Consider the following 15,527-nt stretch of genomic DNA (forward strand, 5'->3'; position numbering starts at 1 on the left):
AGCCGGGTCAGCCCATCGCCTTCTTCATCTGGTCGGCGATGATGCCGGTCGCCCGCTGCGGCATGAGGCGGGCCATGCGGTCGAGCAGTTTCGCGTCGCTGCCGATCCGCACCTTGTAGCTGCCCTTCTCGATGGCTTCGACGATCTGCGCGCCGGCGCTGACGGCGGTGGTCATCTTCATGTTCTGTGCGGCCCCTGCGCTGCCGGGCATCTGCACGCCGGAGTTGGCGGTGATGTTGGTTCCGACGGCTCCCGGGAAGACGAGCGTGACCGCGACGCTGGTGCCCCGCAGTTCGGCGTAGAGCCCTTCGGTGAACAGCTTCACCGCGGCTTTCGAGGCGCCGTAGGCGCTCTGCCCGGGGAAGGGCACGAATGCGCCCATGCTCGAGACGTTGACGACGCTTGCCGCCGGGCGTTCCCGCAGCACGGGCAGGAAGGTCTTGACGGTGTTGACGGTGCCCCAGAAGTTGACGTTCATCACCCGTTCGATCTCGTCGAAGGTGAGCTCGCTGATCGGCTTGAACTGGTGGATGATGCCGGCCACGTTGACGAGGCCGTCGACCGCGCCGTGGGCCTTCTGCACCGCGGCCGGGAGTTTCTCGACGGCGCTGCGGTCGCTGATGTCGACGGCGTGGGTCGACAGCCGGTCGCCGGCCGCAGCGAGTGCAGCGGTCTCGGCGAGTCCCTCCTCCCGGAGGTCGACCGCGGCGACCCGGCCACCGCCGTTGAGCAGCGCGAGCACCACCTCGCGTCCGATGCCGTTGCCGCCGCCCGTGACGACGAAGGTCTTGCCCGAGATCTCCACGATCCGCTCCTCTCCGCCCTCGCGGGCGGCCATCGACTTCTCTCGACAGCCAACCTAGGGTCGCGGATGCGCGGGGTGCCGGGACCAACGTCCCACGCGACTCAGAGGATCGCGGCGGCGGAGGGTGCTGTGCGGCCGGCGAGGTAACCCGCGAGGTGCTCGGCGAGCTCCTCGGAGTCCTGCGCCGCTCCCCCGATGTAGGTGGAGCGGCGGCGGCGCAACAGCGACGTGCCCATCACATAGAGTCCCGGCGACTTCGGGATGACGCCGCCCTCGTGCGAGAGCCGCCCCTTGTAGTCGAGCACCGGCACGTCGAGCCACGAGTAGTCGGGCTTGTAGCCGGTCGCCCAGACGATGGTGCCGACCTTCTCCCGGGCCAGATCGAGTTCCAGCAGCGGCGCGTCGTCCACGACCGTCGGCTCCGCGCGGACCGGTTCGGTGAGACCATCGACGCCGGTTTCAGCCCAGGCGTCAAAACGGTCCAGCAGCCGGTCGAGTTTCAGATCGGCTAGACGCACCGTGTTGGCCAGCCCGCCCGAGAACTGGGCGACGCCGTCGTGGATGCGCCCCACCCGGCCGACCACGCGCACCCCGTTCGCTCGCAGCGACGCGATGTCGACGGTGCGACGGTCGTCGCTGCCGACCAGCTGCGGCGACGGCACGTGGCGGGCGCGGATGATGTCGTCGATCTCATCGAAACGTTCGTCGAGAACGCCCACGGCATCCATCCACCAGAAGATGTCGCGGCCGCGGTAGGTGCGCGGCATCCGCACGTGCTCCCCCGCGGCGAGGGTGACGTCGCGGCCGGCGCGGGCGATCTCGTCCGCCAGTTGCGCACCCGACGCCGACGCGCCGACGACCAGCACTCCCCCGTCGGCGAGCGACTCCGGCGACCGGTACGTCTTCGCGGTGAGCGAGAGGATGCCGCTGGGCACCCCGTCGGCGACCGGCGGCAGGTTCGCGATGCCGCTGCCGCCGTTCGCGAGCACAACGGCATCCGCGTCGTATGCGCCGTCGTCGGTGACCACCCGGTAGCCCGCGCTCGCCTCGGCGGGCGCGACCGACGTGACCGTCACCCCGGAGCGCACGGGCGCGTCGATGGCGCGCGCATACGCCCCGAGGTGGTCGGCGACCTCGGGGGAGGTCATGAAACCGTCGGGGTCGGCGCCGGCGTAGTCGAACCCGGGAAGCCCGCTCTGCCAGTTGGGGGTCAACAGGCGCAGCGAATCCCAGCGGTCGCGCCGCCACGAGTTCGCCACCTCACCGCGTTCGAGCACGACGTGGTCGATGCTCCGCTCGGTGAGGCGGCGACTCATGGCGAGACCGGAATGCCCGGCCCCGACGATCACGACAGTGGTACGCACCACGCGATCGTAGCGAGGACTAGGAGACGCTGACCGTGACGTTCGTCGGGTTCGTGAGCGCGTCGAAGACGGCGGAGCGCTTCTGCGACTGGGCGACGAGCGCCGCGATGTCTTCCTTCGACCCATCGGCGTCGATCTCGAAGTTCACGCGGATGTCGTTGAAGCCGTTGCGCACCTCGGGGTCTCCGCCGAGGATGCCGAGGATGTCGTGGTCGCCTTCGACCGTCGCCTTGACGCTCTTCAGCTGGATGCCGCGGTTCTGCGCGACGGCCGCGACACCGGCGGTGAGACACCCGGCGAGCGCCGCGAGCACGGTCTCGACCGGGGTCGGCGCGTTGTCTTCGGAGGCGAAGACCTCGGGGTGGTCGCCCTCGAGCACGAACGCCTTGACGTGCTTCTGGCCGGCGCCGAGGCCGGTGAAGTGCTCGATGGTCTGACGCGAGTGGGTGCCGCGGATCCACTCCGAGGTGGCCTTCCAGGTGAACTGGGCGGCCTCGGGGGCTTCGCGCAGGGCGTCGCGCGCCCCGAGGAGGGCCTCGGTGTTGACTCCGTTGTCGGCGGTGGCGGTGGTGCTCATGTGGTGTCTTCCTTCCTGATACCGCGCGGGGGTGTCCGCGCGAAGACACCTCGGACGCTAGTGCGCGATCCTCGGGGAATCGAGGGTTGTTACGCCGCGTTGCGACGCGTTTCCGGCCTAGTAGCTCGCCGTCGCGTCGGTGGTGCGGTCGGTGACGATGGCGACGCCCGCGCTGGTGCCCAGGAGTGCGGCGCCGGCGGCGAGCAGATCGCGGGCCTGCGCGAAGCTCTTGATCGAGCCGGAGGCCTTCACCTTGACCCCCGCGGGGGCCCGGTCGACCAGGTAGCGGATGCTCTCCACGTTCGCGGTCTCGATCTGCCCGCTGCTGGCGTTCTTCAGGTACGCGACGCCCGCCTCGACGGAGAGCTGGACGGCGGCCTCCTTCTCCGCGTCCGTGAGCAGCGGCAGCTCGAGCATCACCTTGATCGGAACCCCCGCTGCCCGCACCACTCCGGCGATGTCCTCGCGGAACGCGTCAAGCATCCCGCTCTTCAGCCAGCCGATCTGCACGCCGATGTCGATCTGCGACGCGCCGAGACGCACCAGCTCCGCGGCCTCCGCGGCCTTACCCGCGCTGGTCATCACGCCGACGATCGGGAAGTCGAGAGCGGAGGCCACCTTCACGCCGGTGCCGGCCAGGACCTCCACGGCGAGCGGCACCCACGACCCGGGCACCATCGCGGCGTCGAAGGAGTACCTGGCGGCCTCCTCGACGTGGGCGATCATGCGGTCCCGGGTGATGCCCACCTCGATGAGCGTGTGCTGGATGTAGGGGGCCAGTTCGGACGGCTGAAGGTTGGCTGCGACCGCGGTCATGGTTCCATTCGATTCTCAGGGGGTGGGGCCGGCGTGCGGGAGCTCGCCGAGGTCGGCTCGCCGCGGCAAGCCGGGCAGCGCGCCGGCGTGAGCGACGGAGTAGCTGCCCGCCTGCGCCGCCCACCGTGCCGCCGCGACCGGCTCGACGCCGGCGGCGAGGGCGACCGCGAGTGCCGCGTTGAACGCGTCTCCGGCCCCCGTCGTGTCGACGACCGCGGCGGCCGGCACCGGGTCGATCGCGACCTGATCCGCCGCGGACGCGACGATCGCCCCCTCGTCGCCCAAGGTCAGGATCACGATGCCGCCGGTCAGGCGCGCGAGGTCGGCGGCCAGCTCGGGCGTCGACCGAGGCGGCCCGCCGAGCAGGGCGAGGGCCTCGGAGCGATTCGGGGTCAGATACGTGACGTGGCGCCAGACGGATGCCGGCAGCGCTCCGGGGGCGGGGGCCGGATTCAGGATCGTCGGAACCCCCTCCTCGGCCGCGATCTCCAGCACCCGCACCGCCACCGCGAGGGGGATCTCGAGCGAGACGAGCACGATGTCGGCCCCCGCGATCCGGCTGCGAAACGCCTCGGCGTGCGCGTTCTGCAGGGATCCGAGAGCGCCCGGCGCGATCGCGATGCAGTTCTCCCCCGCCGCATCGACCAGGATGAAGCCCGTCATCGTCGCCTCCGCCGCGCGAAGCACCGCTCCGGCATCGACTCCCTCGACCGCCCACATCGCCACGGCATCCGTGCCGGCCGCGTCGCTGCCGACCGCGGAGAGAAGGCTCACCTCGGCGCCGAGGCGCGCCGCACCCACGGCCTGGTTCGACCCCTTGCCGCCGTGCCCGGAACTGAGCACGCCGTCGGTCACCGTCTCTCCGGGCTGCGGAAACCGCGGGAGCTGCATCGTCAGTCCGACACCGTATCCGCCGGCGACGGCGACTCTCAGCTCGGGACCTCGAACCATGGCGCCATGCTAGGCGTTCGCCCGCCGCTGCGGGATGGGGCGAGACGCGCACGATGAGACCAAAGGCCCTGGGGATGCGCCCGAGCCCGCCCTAGCCTCCGAGCGTGAAAGCTCGCACGCGCACGCCGCTGGTCGACCAGCTCTCGTTCGCCGGCAAGAAGATCCTGGTCACCGGCGCGGCATCCGGCATCGGACGCGCGATCTGCACCCGGTTCGACGAAGCCGGCGCGACGCTCGTCATGGTCGACTCTGACGCGCGTGGCCTGCAGGCGACCCTCGCCTCGCTGACCGGCGCGGGGCACGACCTTCAGGTGGTGGACCTCGAGCACAAGGCCGACATCGACGCGCTCTGGACGCGCCTGGGCACGGGTTCCGTTCCCGACGTCCTCGTGAACAACGCCGGCATCTACCCGATGCGCGACTTCCTCGACGTGGATGAGGCGTACCTGCGCCGCACGCTCGACATCAACCTCAACGCCACGTTCTGGATGTGCCAGAACTTCATCGCACGGCGCGGCTCACGCGGCGGCGTCATCGTCAACACCTCATCGGTCGAAGCCATCCTGCCCTTCAAAGACGACATGGTGCACTACTCGATCAGCAAGGCAGGAGTGCTCGCCCTGACCCGCTCCCTCGCCCGCGACTACGGCGGCAAGGGATTCCGCACGAACGTCGTCATCCCCGGCGCCATCACCACCCCGGGAACCCAGGCGCTCGTGCGGAACGCGATCCTGCGACTGAGTTTCAAGCTCGCCAAGACCGGGTACGCCTTCCAGCAGCGTCTCGCCAACCGCCGCTGGGGCTACCCCGACGACGTCGCCAAGGTGGTGCTGTTCCTCTCCAGCGACCTGGCCAGCTACGTACAAGGCGCGGCACTGCCGGTCGACGGCGGGTTCCTCTCGTCGTAGCCCGGCCGGGGCGACACCGACTTCGTGCCCCTGGAGGGACTCGAACCCCCAACCCTTTCCTTAGGACGGAACTGCTCTTCCATTGAGCTACAGAGGCTGACCGGTCGATTCTAGACGGCGGGTCAGCTGAGCCGTTCGAGCACGATCGCCATCCCCTGGCCGCCGCCGACGCACAGGGTGGCCATGCCGAGCGAGGCGTCGCGGGTGCGGAGGCCGTTGAGCAGGGTGCCGATGAGCCGCACTCCGGTCGCGCCGAACGGGTGTCCGATCGCGATCGAGCCGCCGAACGGGTTGAGCTGCCTCTCCTCATCGATGCCGAGCTCGCGGGCCGAGGCGATCACCTGCACGGCGAAGGCCTCGTTGATCTCGACGATGTCGAGGTCGGCGATGCCCAGGCCGGCGCGGGCGAGGGCGCGCCGCGACGACTCGACCGGGCCGAGGCCCATCACCTCCGGCGACAGCGCGCTGACTCCGGTCGAGAGGATGCGGGCGAGCGGTTCGAGGCCGCGTTCCTTGGCGTAGCGTCCCGACACCACGACGGCGGCGGATGCTCCGTCGTTGAGCGGGCAGGCGTTGCCGGCCGTCACGGTGCCGCCGACTGCGAACACCGGTTCGAGTTCGGCGAGGCCCTCGAGCGTCGTGCCGGCCCGCACTGAGTCGTCGCGATCGACGACGGTTCCGTCGGGCAGCGTGACCGGCACGACCTCGCGGGCGAAGAAGCCGTCCTCCCACGACCGGGCCGCCGCCAGCTGTGACCGCAGGGCGAAGGCATCCTGCTCGCCGCGAGTGACGCCGGTGACCCGCGCGACGTACTCGGCGGTGTGGCCCATCATGATGTACGCGTCGGGAACCGTGCCGTCGAGGCGCGGATCGTGCCACCCGTTCCCCGCGCGCATCGACTCGGCGGTGCGCGCCGCGGCCTCGTCGAACGCGGGGTTGCCGGCGCTGGAGGGTGGGGCCGAGCGGGAGGTCGACTCGGTGCCGGCGACGAGGTAGGCGTCTCCTTCGCCGGCCCGGATCGCGTGGAACGCCATGCGGGTCGTCTGGATCGACGAGGCGCAGAACCGGTTCACCGTGGTGCCGGGCAGGCCGTCGTGACCCAGCAGGGTCGCCACCACCCGCGCCATGTTGAAGCCCTGCTCGCCGGCCGGGTCGGCGGTGCCCAGCATGAGGTCTTCGATGTCGTCGACGGCGACCTCGGGAACGCGTTCCAGCACGGCGGCGATCACCTGGCGGGCCAGCTCGTCGCCGCGCACGTCGACCAGCGCACCCTTGCGGGCCCGCCCGATCGGGGTGCGGGCGATCGAGACGATCACGGCGTCGTCGTCGCGCAGAGCCTGGCTCATGCTGCATCCTCCATCGTGCCGAGCGCTGCCATCAGAGCCACCGCATCCTCGACGGTCGTCGCCGCGCCGAAGCCGTGCAGGTCGGGTCTCATGACGATCGCGAGCGCCCCCGACTGCTCGAAGGCGGCGAGGTACCGGCCGTCGAGGTCGACCCCGCTGTGGCGATTGCGGGGCTCTTCGCCCGCTGGCACGACCTCGATCACCTTGCAGGCGACCGCATCCGGCTTCGCGGCGCGGATGCGCTCCGCCTCGGCTTCGGTGACTCGGCGGGCATCGACGAAGGCGACGAACTCGCCCCAGCTGATGCGGTCGGCGAGCACTTCGGAACCGTCGCCGCCACGCAGGCGCCCCTGCACGCCGATGCGGCCGGCCACGGCATCCTCACCGGGTGCGCCCCCGAAGAACCCGGGTCCGAGCAGTTCGGGCGGCATCGGCGGCATGGCGTTCTGCGGCGACGGGCCCGTCTCGAGCAGGTGGGCGTCACGCGCGGCGACCTTCTGCGGGTCGGTCTCGCAGATGATGCGGCCCAGCTCGACCGACATCATGAGCGCGAACTGCACGTGGGCGTAACGCTCCGAAAAGTAGGTGTCGAGCAGCGCCGGGCCCGCGACCCCGCGCAGCACGTGGTCGAGCTTCCAGGCCAGGTTCATCGCGTCGCGCACGCCCGAGACCATGCCGCGGCCGAAGAACGGCGGCATGCGGTGCGCGGCGTCGCCCGCGATGAAGGTGCGCCCCACCCGCCACTGCGTCGCGCAGTGCGCGTGGAAGGTGTACATCGCGAGCCGTTCCAGCTCGGCATCCGCGGGGGTGAGGTTCCAGGGCTCGACGAGCCGCCACGCGGTCTCGGGGGTCGCGAAGGTGGCCAGGTCGTCGCCCGGCATCAGCATGAACTCGAACCGCCGGCGACCGGGCCCGCCCGAGACGCAGGATGTCGGACGCTGCGGATCGCAGATCTGCCCGTTCACGGGGAACCAGTCGCGCGGGGGCATCTTGAGATCCATCACGAGCCAGTCGGAACTGAACCCGAGATCGTCGACCGTGATGCCGACGAGCTCTCGCACCGTCGAGTTCGCCCCGTCGCAGCCGACGAGGTAGGCGGCGCTCAGCGTCGACTCGCCCTCGGGCCCGACGACCGTCGCGGTGACCTGCCGTCCGTCGTCGTGGATGGCGGTCAGCTCGGTGCCCCAGCGGATCTCGAGATTCGGGTGCTCGGCCTGCCGCGCCCGCAGCGCCGCCTCGAGATCGGGCTGCGCGAACATCGTCGAATCGGGCCAGCCCTGATCGCCCTCGAGGGCGTTGGGGAAGGTGAGCAGCAGCTGCCGGTCGGCGCTCAGCCAGTCGTAGCTGAGGGCGGGCTCGCTGAACGTCGCCTGCTCGGCGGCGTCGATGCCGAGGCCATCGAGCAGCCGGTTCACGTCGGGGTCGTAGTGCACGGCGCGCGGCATCGAGTACGGCTCCGCGTGGCGCTCGAGGGCGACCACCCGGTGACCGCGTTGGGCGAGCAGCAGCGAGAGCACCTGCCCGACGACCCCTTGCCCCACGACGATGACGTCGGCGTCGGCGTTGGGCGATCCGTGTGTCTCGGTCATGTCCGTTCCCTTCCGTTTTCGGCGCGGAACACGCGCGCCCGCTCGACGAACCAGTCGACCGCTTCCGGGTTGGCAAGGGAACCTCGCGTGACCGCGGTGTCGGGGTTCTGCCCGACGAAGAGCTTCTTGAGCGGAACCTCGATGCGCTTGCCGGTGTGCGTCGTCGGGATGCCCGGCACGGCTTCGATCGCGTCGGGCACGTGCCGGGCGGTCGCGCGAGCCCGGATCGTCGACCGGATGCGGGTCACCAGTTCGTCGTCGAGGTCGGCCCCGTCGGCAAGCTGTACGAAGAGCGGCATCCAGTAGCCGCCGCCCGGCGTCTCGAGGCCGAGCACGACCGAGTTCACCACCTCGGGGATCGACTGCAGCGCCGCGTAGATCTCCGCGCTGCCGAGCCGCACCCCGTCGCGATTGAGGGTGGCATCCGATCGGCCGTGCACGACGAAGCCGCCGCGGGGGGTGCGGCTGATCCAGTCGCCGTGCGTCCACACCGCCGGGTCGTCGGCGAAGTACGCCGCGCGGTACAGCGCCCCGTCGGGGTCGTTCCAGAACGCGACCGGCATCGACGGCAGCGGCCCGGTCAGCACGAGTTCGCCGACCTCGCCGGCCGGCGCCTCGGTGCCGTCGGCGGCGCGCACCTGCACCGGGACGCCGAGGGTCGGGCCCTGCAGCTCGCCGAGGTGCACCGGCTGCCACGGGTTGCCGCCGATGAGGCCGCCGCACACGTCGGTGCCGCCCGAGTCGCTGCTCAGGTGCACGTCGGCCTTCACGGCATCGTGCACCCACCGCCAGGTCGAGGGCGCGAGAACCGATCCGGTCGACATGATCGTGTGCAGCCGGGAGAGATCGTGCCGCTCCCCGGGGCGCAGACCTGCGTCCTCGACGAGGGCGAGGTAGGCGGCTCCGGTGGCGAGCATGGTGGCGCGCGATTCGGCCACGAGAGCGAACTGGCGGTCGACATCGGGCCAGTTCGACGAACCGGGATAGGTGACGACCGAGGCGCCGACGGCGAGGCTGTTCGCGAGGGTGTTCCACACCATCCACGAGGTGTTCGCGGCCGTGAAGTAGCGGTCGCCGGGCCCGAGATCGAACTGCAGGCCGATGCCTTTCGCCGCCTCCAGCAGGATGCCGCCGTGCCCGTGCACGATGCCCTTGGGGGCGCCGGTCGTGCCCGACGAGAACAGCACCCAGAGCGGATGCTCGAAGGTCACCCGGGTGTAGGTGGCCGGGGCGCTCGGCAGCCGGCTGAGGTCGTCGACGTACTCGACGACGGGTGACCCCGGCAGAGCCGCGGCGACGGCGGCGACCCGGGGACGCGCATCGATGGATGCACCTTTGAAGGTGTAGCCGCTCGCCCCGAGCAGCACGATCGGGGCGAGCGGGGCCAGACGGTCGATGATCGCCTGTTCGGCGAAGTCAGGGGAACACACCGACCAGATCGCTCCGATCGACGCGGTGGCGAGCAAGCCGACGAGCGCCTGCGGGATGTTGGGCAGCACCGCGGCGACAACGTCGCCCGGGCCGACGCCCAGCTCCCGCAGCCGCGCGGCCAGAGCCGCGGTCGCCGCCTCGAGCCCGGCCCAGGTGTACTCGACGCGACCGCCGTCCTCGTCGAGTCCGACGATCGCCGTCTGGTCCGGCTGCGTCCGAGCCCAGCGCAACACGTTCTCGCTGTAGTTGAGCCGGGCGTTCGGGTACCACACCGCCCCCGGCATCCGCCGCTCGGCGAGGGCCGGCCCGGTGAGACCGTCGCCGATGATCCCGGCGTGCTCGCGCACGACATCCCAGAACTCGCCCGGCTCGTCGACCGACCATCGCCAGAGTTCGGCGTAGTCGTTCGCCTCGACCCCGTAGCGCCGCGCGGCGAGCTCGCGGAACGACCAGAGGCTGGTCGCCCGCATGCTCTCTTCCGTGGGCGCCCAGGTCACCTCGGGTGCGGCGACTGCCGCCATCACGATGCCGCGACGAACTCGTTCGTGAACGAGCCGAAGCCGTCGAGAGTGGTCGTGAGCCGGTAGCCGGGCCGCATCAGCAGCCCGCGCGAGAGCCCCACGCCCGCGGGCGTGCCGGTGAAGATGATGTCACCCGGAAACAGTGTCACGATCTGCGACAACCGGTGGATGCTCTCGGCGACCCCGAAGAACTGCTGGGCCGTGTCTCCGGTCTGCAGCGTCACCGTGCCGTCGATGCCCGGACCTTCGAGCGTCGCCGAGAAGCGGATCGACTCGCGGTCGGGGAACTCGTCGGGGGTCACCACGTACGGGCCGAACGGGCCGAAGTTGCGGAACGACTTGCCCATCGAGAACTGCGGCACCGGCGGCCGGCGCTGCACGGTGCGCTCGCTGTAGTCCTGCCCGACGGCGATGCCCGCGACGTGCGACCAGGCGTCGTCGCGCGCGATGCGATGGCCGCCCTCGCCGATGATGACGACGATCTCGGTCTCGTAGTCGACGTCGTCGCTCGGCAGCTCGACGACCGCGTTCGGGGCCGCGAGGCTCGACGAGAACTTCGTGAAGACCATCAGCTCGTCGGGGGCGGGAATGCCGGCCTCGTCGGCATGATCCTTGTAGTTGACGCCGATCGCCAGCACCTGCCGGGGGCGGGGAACCGGGATGCCGAGGTCGGCCTCGTCGAAAGCGGTCGCGTTCTCGAGGGGGGCGGCCTTCGCCCACGCCGCGAACTCGGCCCAGTTCTCGTAGATCGCCATCGGGTCGGGGCCGAAGCGCCCGCCGCTCGCCGTCGCGATGTCGACCGCAGCGCCCTCAGGGGTGACGAGCGCGGCGCGTCCCGCGAGATTCGCGATCCGCATGCTCAGGCCCCTTCCGGCAGCGGCACGCCGTCGAGCAGCGCCGGGTTGGCGGCGATCTTCTGCGCCCAGATGTCGGGGAAGGCCGGGTTGGGAACCTCGACGGCGGGGCGGTACTCGCCGGCGTAGGCGCGGCGGTGGATCTCGTCATGATCCAGTCCCGCTTCGCGGGCGGCGACCAGTTTGTCGGGGTCGAACTGCGGACCGAGCTGGTCTTCGCTGAACTCGCGGGACGCCCACATCCATTCGGTGGACTTGCCCCAGTCGTGGAAGTTGTCCACCTGGATCTCGATGCCGTTCCCGTCGGGGTCGGCGTAGTAGATCGACATCGTCATGCCGTGATCCATGCAGAACGCCGGACGGATGCCGGCATCCCGCAGTCGCACATAGTTGTCCAGCCACGCGTCGAAGTCGGGGTACTCGAACGCGGTGTGGTGCAGCCCCGCCGTGTGCGGCTTGTCGACCGGCGGCTTCGTGCCCGGAATGCGCAGCAACGCGATCCGGTGATTCGCCTCATCGTTGGTCAGCCAGGCGGCGTGCTCGGAATAGAACACCGGCTGCAACCCGCACACCGCCTCATAGAACCGCACCATCGGATCGATCTCCATCGTCATGAAGGTCGCGTGATGCAACTTCGGCACCCGGATCGGCCGCGGCTTCGCGGTGGTGGCGTAGACGGACTTATCGGAAGCCATCGGTTCTCCTGCTTTCTGTGAGGGTCGGGCCGGTCGGCCCGGTGCCGGGCCGCGCGACCTGCGCGCGGCCCGGATGGGGTTAGTAGCCGACCTCGACGGTGGCCGCGTTCGACGGGTCGATCCGGATGCCGGGTACCGCGATGTAGTTCGAGGCGACCTCGCCGGATTCGCGGTACTCGTTGATTCCGGCGATGAGCTCCGCGAGCGCGGCGTCCCAGTCCTGCATGGCGGCACCGACGAGCGGCGCGCCGCTGGCGACGATCTCGTTGATCGCGCCCATCGTGTCCGCCGAGACGACCTTGACGTTGGCACCCGACTCCGCGACCGCCTGGAAGGCGCCGATGCCCGCGGGTGCCCAGCCGGCCCAGATGCCGTCGAGGCCGCCCGGGTGGGCCTGGAGGTAGTCCTTGACGTAAGCGAGCGTGCTGTCGACGGAGGCCGAGATGTTGACGACCTTGAAGGTGTCGACGACGGTGGCGCCCGCCGCCTCGATCTGCTCGCGGCTGATCGCGGCACGGGCCGAGATCGACAGCGCCGGGTCGAACTCGACCATCAGCACGTTCTTGCCGTCGAGGCCGCCGAGCGCCTCGTCGAGCAGCCCGACCGAGATGTCGGAGAGGCTCTGCTGGTCGGAGATGACGTCGAGCGTGAAGACGTCGTTGGGCTGCGGGTCGCCGTCGATCGCGAACACCGGGATGCCGGCATCGTTCGCCGCCGAGATTCCGACGCCGAGCGCCCGCGGGTCGAACCCGGCGAGGAAGAAGGCGTCGAAGTCCTGCGTGGTGGCGGTCTGCACGTAGCTGTTCAGGCCGTCGTAGTCGTCGTTGGTCGTGAACAGCTGCACCTCCCAGCCTTCGGCTTCGGCCTGGGCCTGGAAGTTGTCGACGACGTACTTGATCGCCGGGCTGGCGTAGCCCGCGCTGAAGGCGGCGACCCGGAACGTGTCGTCGTCGGAGCCGCCATCGGGTGCGCCGGAGGTGGTGCACCCGGTGAGGGCGAGGACGGACGCGGCTGCTGCGGCGACGATGCCGAGAACGGAGCGTTTCATGAGGTGGGTTTTCCTTTTCTCTGAGGTGGGAGGAGGTGGTGCCGAGACGAGGGGCTAGTGCCGACGAGTGCGCAGGGCCGAGAGCGCGACCGCGGCGATGATGATGATTCCGATGAGCAGCTGCTGCACGTAGGAGTTGACGCCGACGATGTTGAGCCCGTTGCTCATCACGCCGATGATGAGCACCCCGACGAGGGTGCCGGGCAGGTTCGCCTGCCCGCTGCGCAGCAACGTCATGCCGAGGAAGACCGCCGCGATGGCGTACAGCATGTAGTGGTTGGCGCCGGTCGGCGTCGCGTTGCCCAGCCGGCTCACCAGGATGATTCCGCCGATCGCCGCCCCGAGCCCGGCCACCCCGAAGGCGAGCACCCGGGCGAGCGACACGTTGATGCCCGCCAGCCGCGCGACATCCTGATTGCCGCCCAGCGCGTACCAGCGCCGCCCGATGACCGTGAAGCGCAGCACCACCCAGACGATGACGGCGACGACGGCCGCGAAGAAGATCGGCATCGGGATCTCGAGCGGCCGGCTCTGCCCGATCCAGAAGAACTCCTCGGGCAGCCCGTAGAGGGTGGTGCCGCCGGTGACGATGTAGGCGAGACCGCCGATCGAGGTCATCGTGGCCAGCGTCGCGATGAACGGCGAGAGCCGCAGCGAGGCGACGAGCACGCCGTTGGTCAGGCCCGCGGCGAGACCCACCAGGAGGCCCACGACGATCGCGAGCGGCAACGCCCACCCGGCGATGAGCAGCGACGCGACGACGGCGCCGCTCAGGGTCGCCGTCGCTCCGACCGAGAGGTCGAAGTCACCGGCCACCATCACGACCGTCTGGGCGGCGGCGATGATCGACAGGATGGCGACCTGTTCGAGGATGTTGCGGAGGTTGCCGACCGTGAGGAACACCTCGGGCCGCAGCGCTCCGAAGATCACGATGAGCAGCAGGAGCGCGACGATGAGGCCGCCCTGCCAGAGCAGTCGCAGCGGGAGGTTCGACGTCGGAACGGAGATCGATACCGTGTCTGCCTGTGCCATTCAGGACGCCTTTCCGTAGAAGCCGGCGAGGACGGTCTCCTCGTCGGCGGTGTGCGCGGCCAGTTCGCTGACGATGCGACCGTTGCGCACGACGATCACCCGGTCGGCCAGCCCGATGAGTTCAGGGAGGTCGGAGCTCACCAGCACGATCGCGGTGCCGGCCGCCGAGAGCTGCCGCAGAAGGCGGTAGATCTCGGCGCGCGCCCCGACGTCGATTCCCCGGGTCGGCTCGTCGACGAGCAGAACCCGCGGCGCGCGGGCGAGCACTTTGGCCAGCACGACCTTCTGCTGGTTGCCACCGGAGAGCTGCCCCACCGGCTGCCCGGGACCGTGCGCGCGGATGCCGAACGCGGCGATCGAGCGGCGGGTGAGGTCGAGCGCGCGACGCGCCGACATCCACCCGGCGGTGCTCAGCTCGCGCAGGCTCGCGACCGTGATGTTGTCGGTGACGGTTCCCTCGAGGTCGACGCCGTGGGCGCGGCGCTCCTCGGGCACGTAGGCGATGCCGGCCGCGAGCGAAGCGGCCACCCCTTTGCCGGCGACCTTGCGGCCGTCGACGAGCACGTCGCCGCTGCTCCGTCGTTGGGCGCCGGAGAGCAGGCGCAGCAGTTCGCTTCGGCCCGAGCCGGCGAGCCCGCCGATCGCCACGATCTCGCCCGCGTGCACCTGCAGGTCGAGACCTCCGACCCGGGAGCCGGCCACGCCGCGCACCTCGAGGACGACGGGTCCCGTCGACGCCGCGCGCGGCGGGTACAGCTCGCCGGGCTCGCGACCCACCATGGCGCGGATGACGTCGTCGACGGTGGTCGAGGCGATCTCGCCGGTCGCGACGGTCGCGCCGTTGCGCATCACGGTGTATCGGTCCGACAGGTCGAAGACCTCTTCGAGCCGGTGGGAGACGTAGATGATCGCGACGCCCTCATCCCGCAACTTCCGCAGGATCTCGAACAGGCGGGTGATCTCGCTGTCGGTGAGCGCCGCGGTGGGCTCGTCGAGGATCAGCACCCGGGCCTCGGTCACCAGAGTGCGGGCCAGGGCGATCATGGTCTGCTGGATCGGTGAGAGTCCGCCGGCGAGGCGATCGATCGGGATGCTCTGGCCGAGCCGCTCGAGCTGGGTGCGCGCCAATCGGCTGAGCGCCGACCAGGAGACGAACCCGCCTCGGCTGGGGGTGTGCCCGAGCGCGATGTTCTCGGCCACCGACAGGGTCGGGATGATCGCCAGTTCCTGATGGAGCACGGCGATGCCCGCGCGCTCCGCCGCGCGGGGGCTTCCCAACCGCACCGGCTCACCGTCGAGCCGGATCGTTCCGGAATCGGGGTGCACCATGCCGGCGAGAACCTTGACGAGGGTCGACTTGCCCGCGCCGTTCTCGCCGAGCAGCGCGTGGATCTCGCCGGCGCGCACCTCGAGCTGCGCGCCGCGCAGGGCGCGAACCCCGTCGAAGTCCTTGGCGAGGCCGTCGACGACGAGCAGATCTGCGGTGTTCACCGGCTTCGCGTCGTTCACAGGACATCCTCGTCGTGTTGGTCAATCGACACTCGAATCGTGTCTGGTGTTGATTATCGACAATTAGCAGGTATATCGCAA

14 protein-coding genes and 1 tRNA gene are annotated in these 15,527 nt (G+C 70.3%); 1 reads left to right on the top strand and 14 read right to left on the bottom strand.

Annotation, left to right across the window (positions count from 1 at the left end):
- Positions 1 to 7: 7 nt before the first annotated feature.
- The 5 genes from IE173_RS13075 to IE173_RS13095 all read right to left on the bottom strand — a co-directional run bounded on the left by IE173_RS13075 (position 8) and on the right by IE173_RS13095 (position 4,513).
- Entirely contained in the window at positions 8 to 838 is an 831-nt protein-coding gene (locus tag IE173_RS13075; RefSeq protein ID WP_229842101.1) for an SDR family NAD(P)-dependent oxidoreductase, read from the bottom strand.
- A 68-nt stretch (positions 839 to 906) separates the two neighbouring features.
- A complete protein-coding gene (locus tag IE173_RS13080; protein ID WP_229842102.1) occupies positions 907 to 2,169 on the bottom strand; it encodes an NAD(P)-binding domain-containing protein in 1,263 nt (420 codons plus the stop codon).
- Positions 2,170 to 2,188: 19 nt separating this feature from the next.
- On the bottom strand, positions 2,189 to 2,746 hold the full coding sequence (locus tag IE173_RS13085) for an OsmC family protein (RefSeq protein WP_191283966.1): 558 nt from the start codon (positions 2,744 to 2,746) through the stop codon (positions 2,189 to 2,191).
- Positions 2,747 to 2,863: 117 nt separating this feature from the next.
- Positions 2,864 to 3,562, bottom strand: coding sequence for a deoxyribose-phosphate aldolase (gene deoC / locus IE173_RS13090; protein ID WP_191283967.1), 699 nt, complete (start codon positions 3,560 to 3,562; stop codon positions 2,864 to 2,866).
- 15 nt (positions 3,563 to 3,577) lie between these two features.
- Positions 3,578 to 4,513 carry a ribokinase gene (locus IE173_RS13095; RefSeq protein ID WP_229842103.1) on the bottom strand — a complete coding sequence of 312 codons (936 nt, stop codon included), beginning with the start codon at positions 4,511 to 4,513 and terminating at the stop codon, positions 3,578 to 3,580.
- A 104-nt stretch (positions 4,514 to 4,617) separates the two neighbouring features.
- Between IE173_RS13095 and IE173_RS13100 the strand changes: the two genes are divergently transcribed.
- Positions 4,618 to 5,421 (top strand): SDR family NAD(P)-dependent oxidoreductase, encoded by an 804-nt coding sequence (locus IE173_RS13100; protein WP_229842104.1) that lies wholly within the window; start codon positions 4,618 to 4,620, stop codon positions 5,419 to 5,421.
- 25 nt (positions 5,422 to 5,446) lie between these two features.
- Here IE173_RS13100 and IE173_RS13105 read toward each other — a convergent pair.
- The 9 genes from IE173_RS13105 to IE173_RS13145 form a co-directional block, all read right to left on the bottom strand.
- Positions 5,447 to 5,518, bottom strand: a tRNA-Arg gene (locus tag IE173_RS13105).
- Positions 5,519 to 5,543: 25 nt separating this feature from the next.
- The gene (locus tag IE173_RS13110; protein ID WP_191283968.1) at positions 5,544 to 6,767 is read right to left on the bottom strand and encodes an acetyl-CoA C-acetyltransferase; all 1,224 of its coding nucleotides are present in this window, start codon (positions 6,765 to 6,767) and stop codon (positions 5,544 to 5,546) included.
- Complete coding sequence (locus tag IE173_RS13115) at positions 6,764 to 8,356, bottom strand: bifunctional 3-(3-hydroxy-phenyl)propionate/3-hydroxycinnamic acid hydroxylase (protein WP_191283969.1); 1,593 nt, start codon at positions 8,354 to 8,356, stop codon at positions 6,764 to 6,766. The genes IE173_RS13110 and IE173_RS13115 overlap by 4 nt, the downstream gene beginning before the upstream one ends.
- Positions 8,353 to 10,308, bottom strand: coding sequence for an acetoacetate--CoA ligase (locus IE173_RS13120; RefSeq protein WP_191283970.1), 1,956 nt, complete (start codon positions 10,306 to 10,308; stop codon positions 8,353 to 8,355). The genes IE173_RS13115 and IE173_RS13120 overlap by 4 nt, the downstream gene beginning before the upstream one ends.
- Positions 10,308 to 11,165, bottom strand: a complete 858-nt coding sequence (locus tag IE173_RS13125; protein ID WP_191283971.1) for a fumarylacetoacetate hydrolase family protein — start codon at positions 11,163 to 11,165, stop codon at positions 10,308 to 10,310. The genes IE173_RS13120 and IE173_RS13125 overlap by 1 nt, the downstream gene beginning before the upstream one ends.
- Before the next feature lie 2 nt (positions 11,166 to 11,167).
- Positions 11,168 to 11,857, bottom strand: coding sequence for a VOC family protein (locus tag IE173_RS13130; RefSeq protein ID WP_191283972.1), 690 nt, complete (start codon positions 11,855 to 11,857; stop codon positions 11,168 to 11,170).
- A 79-nt stretch (positions 11,858 to 11,936) separates the two neighbouring features.
- A complete protein-coding gene (locus tag IE173_RS13135; RefSeq protein WP_191283973.1) occupies positions 11,937 to 12,905 on the bottom strand; it encodes a sugar ABC transporter substrate-binding protein in 969 nt (322 codons plus the stop codon).
- Between the two features lie 54 nt (positions 12,906 to 12,959).
- Complete coding sequence (locus IE173_RS13140; protein ID WP_191283974.1) at positions 12,960 to 13,937, bottom strand: ABC transporter permease; 978 nt, start codon at positions 13,935 to 13,937, stop codon at positions 12,960 to 12,962.
- Complete coding sequence (locus IE173_RS13145) at positions 13,938 to 15,446, bottom strand: sugar ABC transporter ATP-binding protein (RefSeq protein WP_229842105.1); 1,509 nt, start codon at positions 15,444 to 15,446, stop codon at positions 13,938 to 13,940.
- Positions 15,447 to 15,527: the final 81 nt, after the last annotated feature.

It is taken from the genome of Pseudolysinimonas yzui (genome assembly GCF_014653215.1).
Taxonomy (GTDB): Bacteria; Actinomycetota; Actinomycetes; order Actinomycetales; family Microbacteriaceae; genus Pseudolysinimonas_A; species Pseudolysinimonas_A yzui.

Bases quoted from the DNA above. Each gene is read 5' to 3' on its own strand.
- IE173_RS13075 (WP_229842101.1), bottom strand. From the start codon at position 838: ATGGCCGCCCGCGAGGGCGGAGAGGAGCGGATCGTGGAGATCTCGGGC.
- IE173_RS13085 (WP_191283966.1), bottom strand. From the start codon at position 2,746: ATGAGCACCACCGCCACCGCCGACAACGGAGTCAACACCGAGGCCCTC.
- deoC (WP_191283967.1), bottom strand. From the start codon at position 3,562: ATGACCGCGGTCGCAGCCAACCTTCAGCCGTCCGAACTGGCCCCCTAC.
- IE173_RS13095 (WP_229842103.1), bottom strand. From the start codon at position 4,513: ATGGTTCGAGGTCCCGAGCTGAGAGTCGCCGTCGCCGGCGGATACGGT.
- IE173_RS13110 (WP_191283968.1), bottom strand. From the start codon at position 6,767: ATGAGCCAGGCTCTGCGCGACGACGACGCCGTGATCGTCTCGATCGCC.
- IE173_RS13115 (WP_191283969.1), bottom strand. From the start codon at position 8,356: ATGACCGAGACACACGGATCGCCCAACGCCGACGCCGACGTCATCGTC.
- IE173_RS13120 (WP_191283970.1), bottom strand. From the start codon at position 10,308: ATGGCGGCAGTCGCCGCACCCGAGGTGACCTGGGCGCCCACGGAAGAG.
- IE173_RS13125 (WP_191283971.1), bottom strand. From the start codon at position 11,165: ATGCGGATCGCGAATCTCGCGGGACGCGCCGCGCTCGTCACCCCTGAG.
- IE173_RS13130 (WP_191283972.1), bottom strand. From the start codon at position 11,857: ATGGCTTCCGATAAGTCCGTCTACGCCACCACCGCGAAGCCGCGGCCG.
- IE173_RS13135 (WP_191283973.1), bottom strand. From the start codon at position 12,905: ATGAAACGCTCCGTTCTCGGCATCGTCGCCGCAGCAGCCGCGTCCGTC.
- IE173_RS13140 (WP_191283974.1), bottom strand. From the start codon at position 13,937: ATGGCACAGGCAGACACGGTATCGATCTCCGTTCCGACGTCGAACCTC.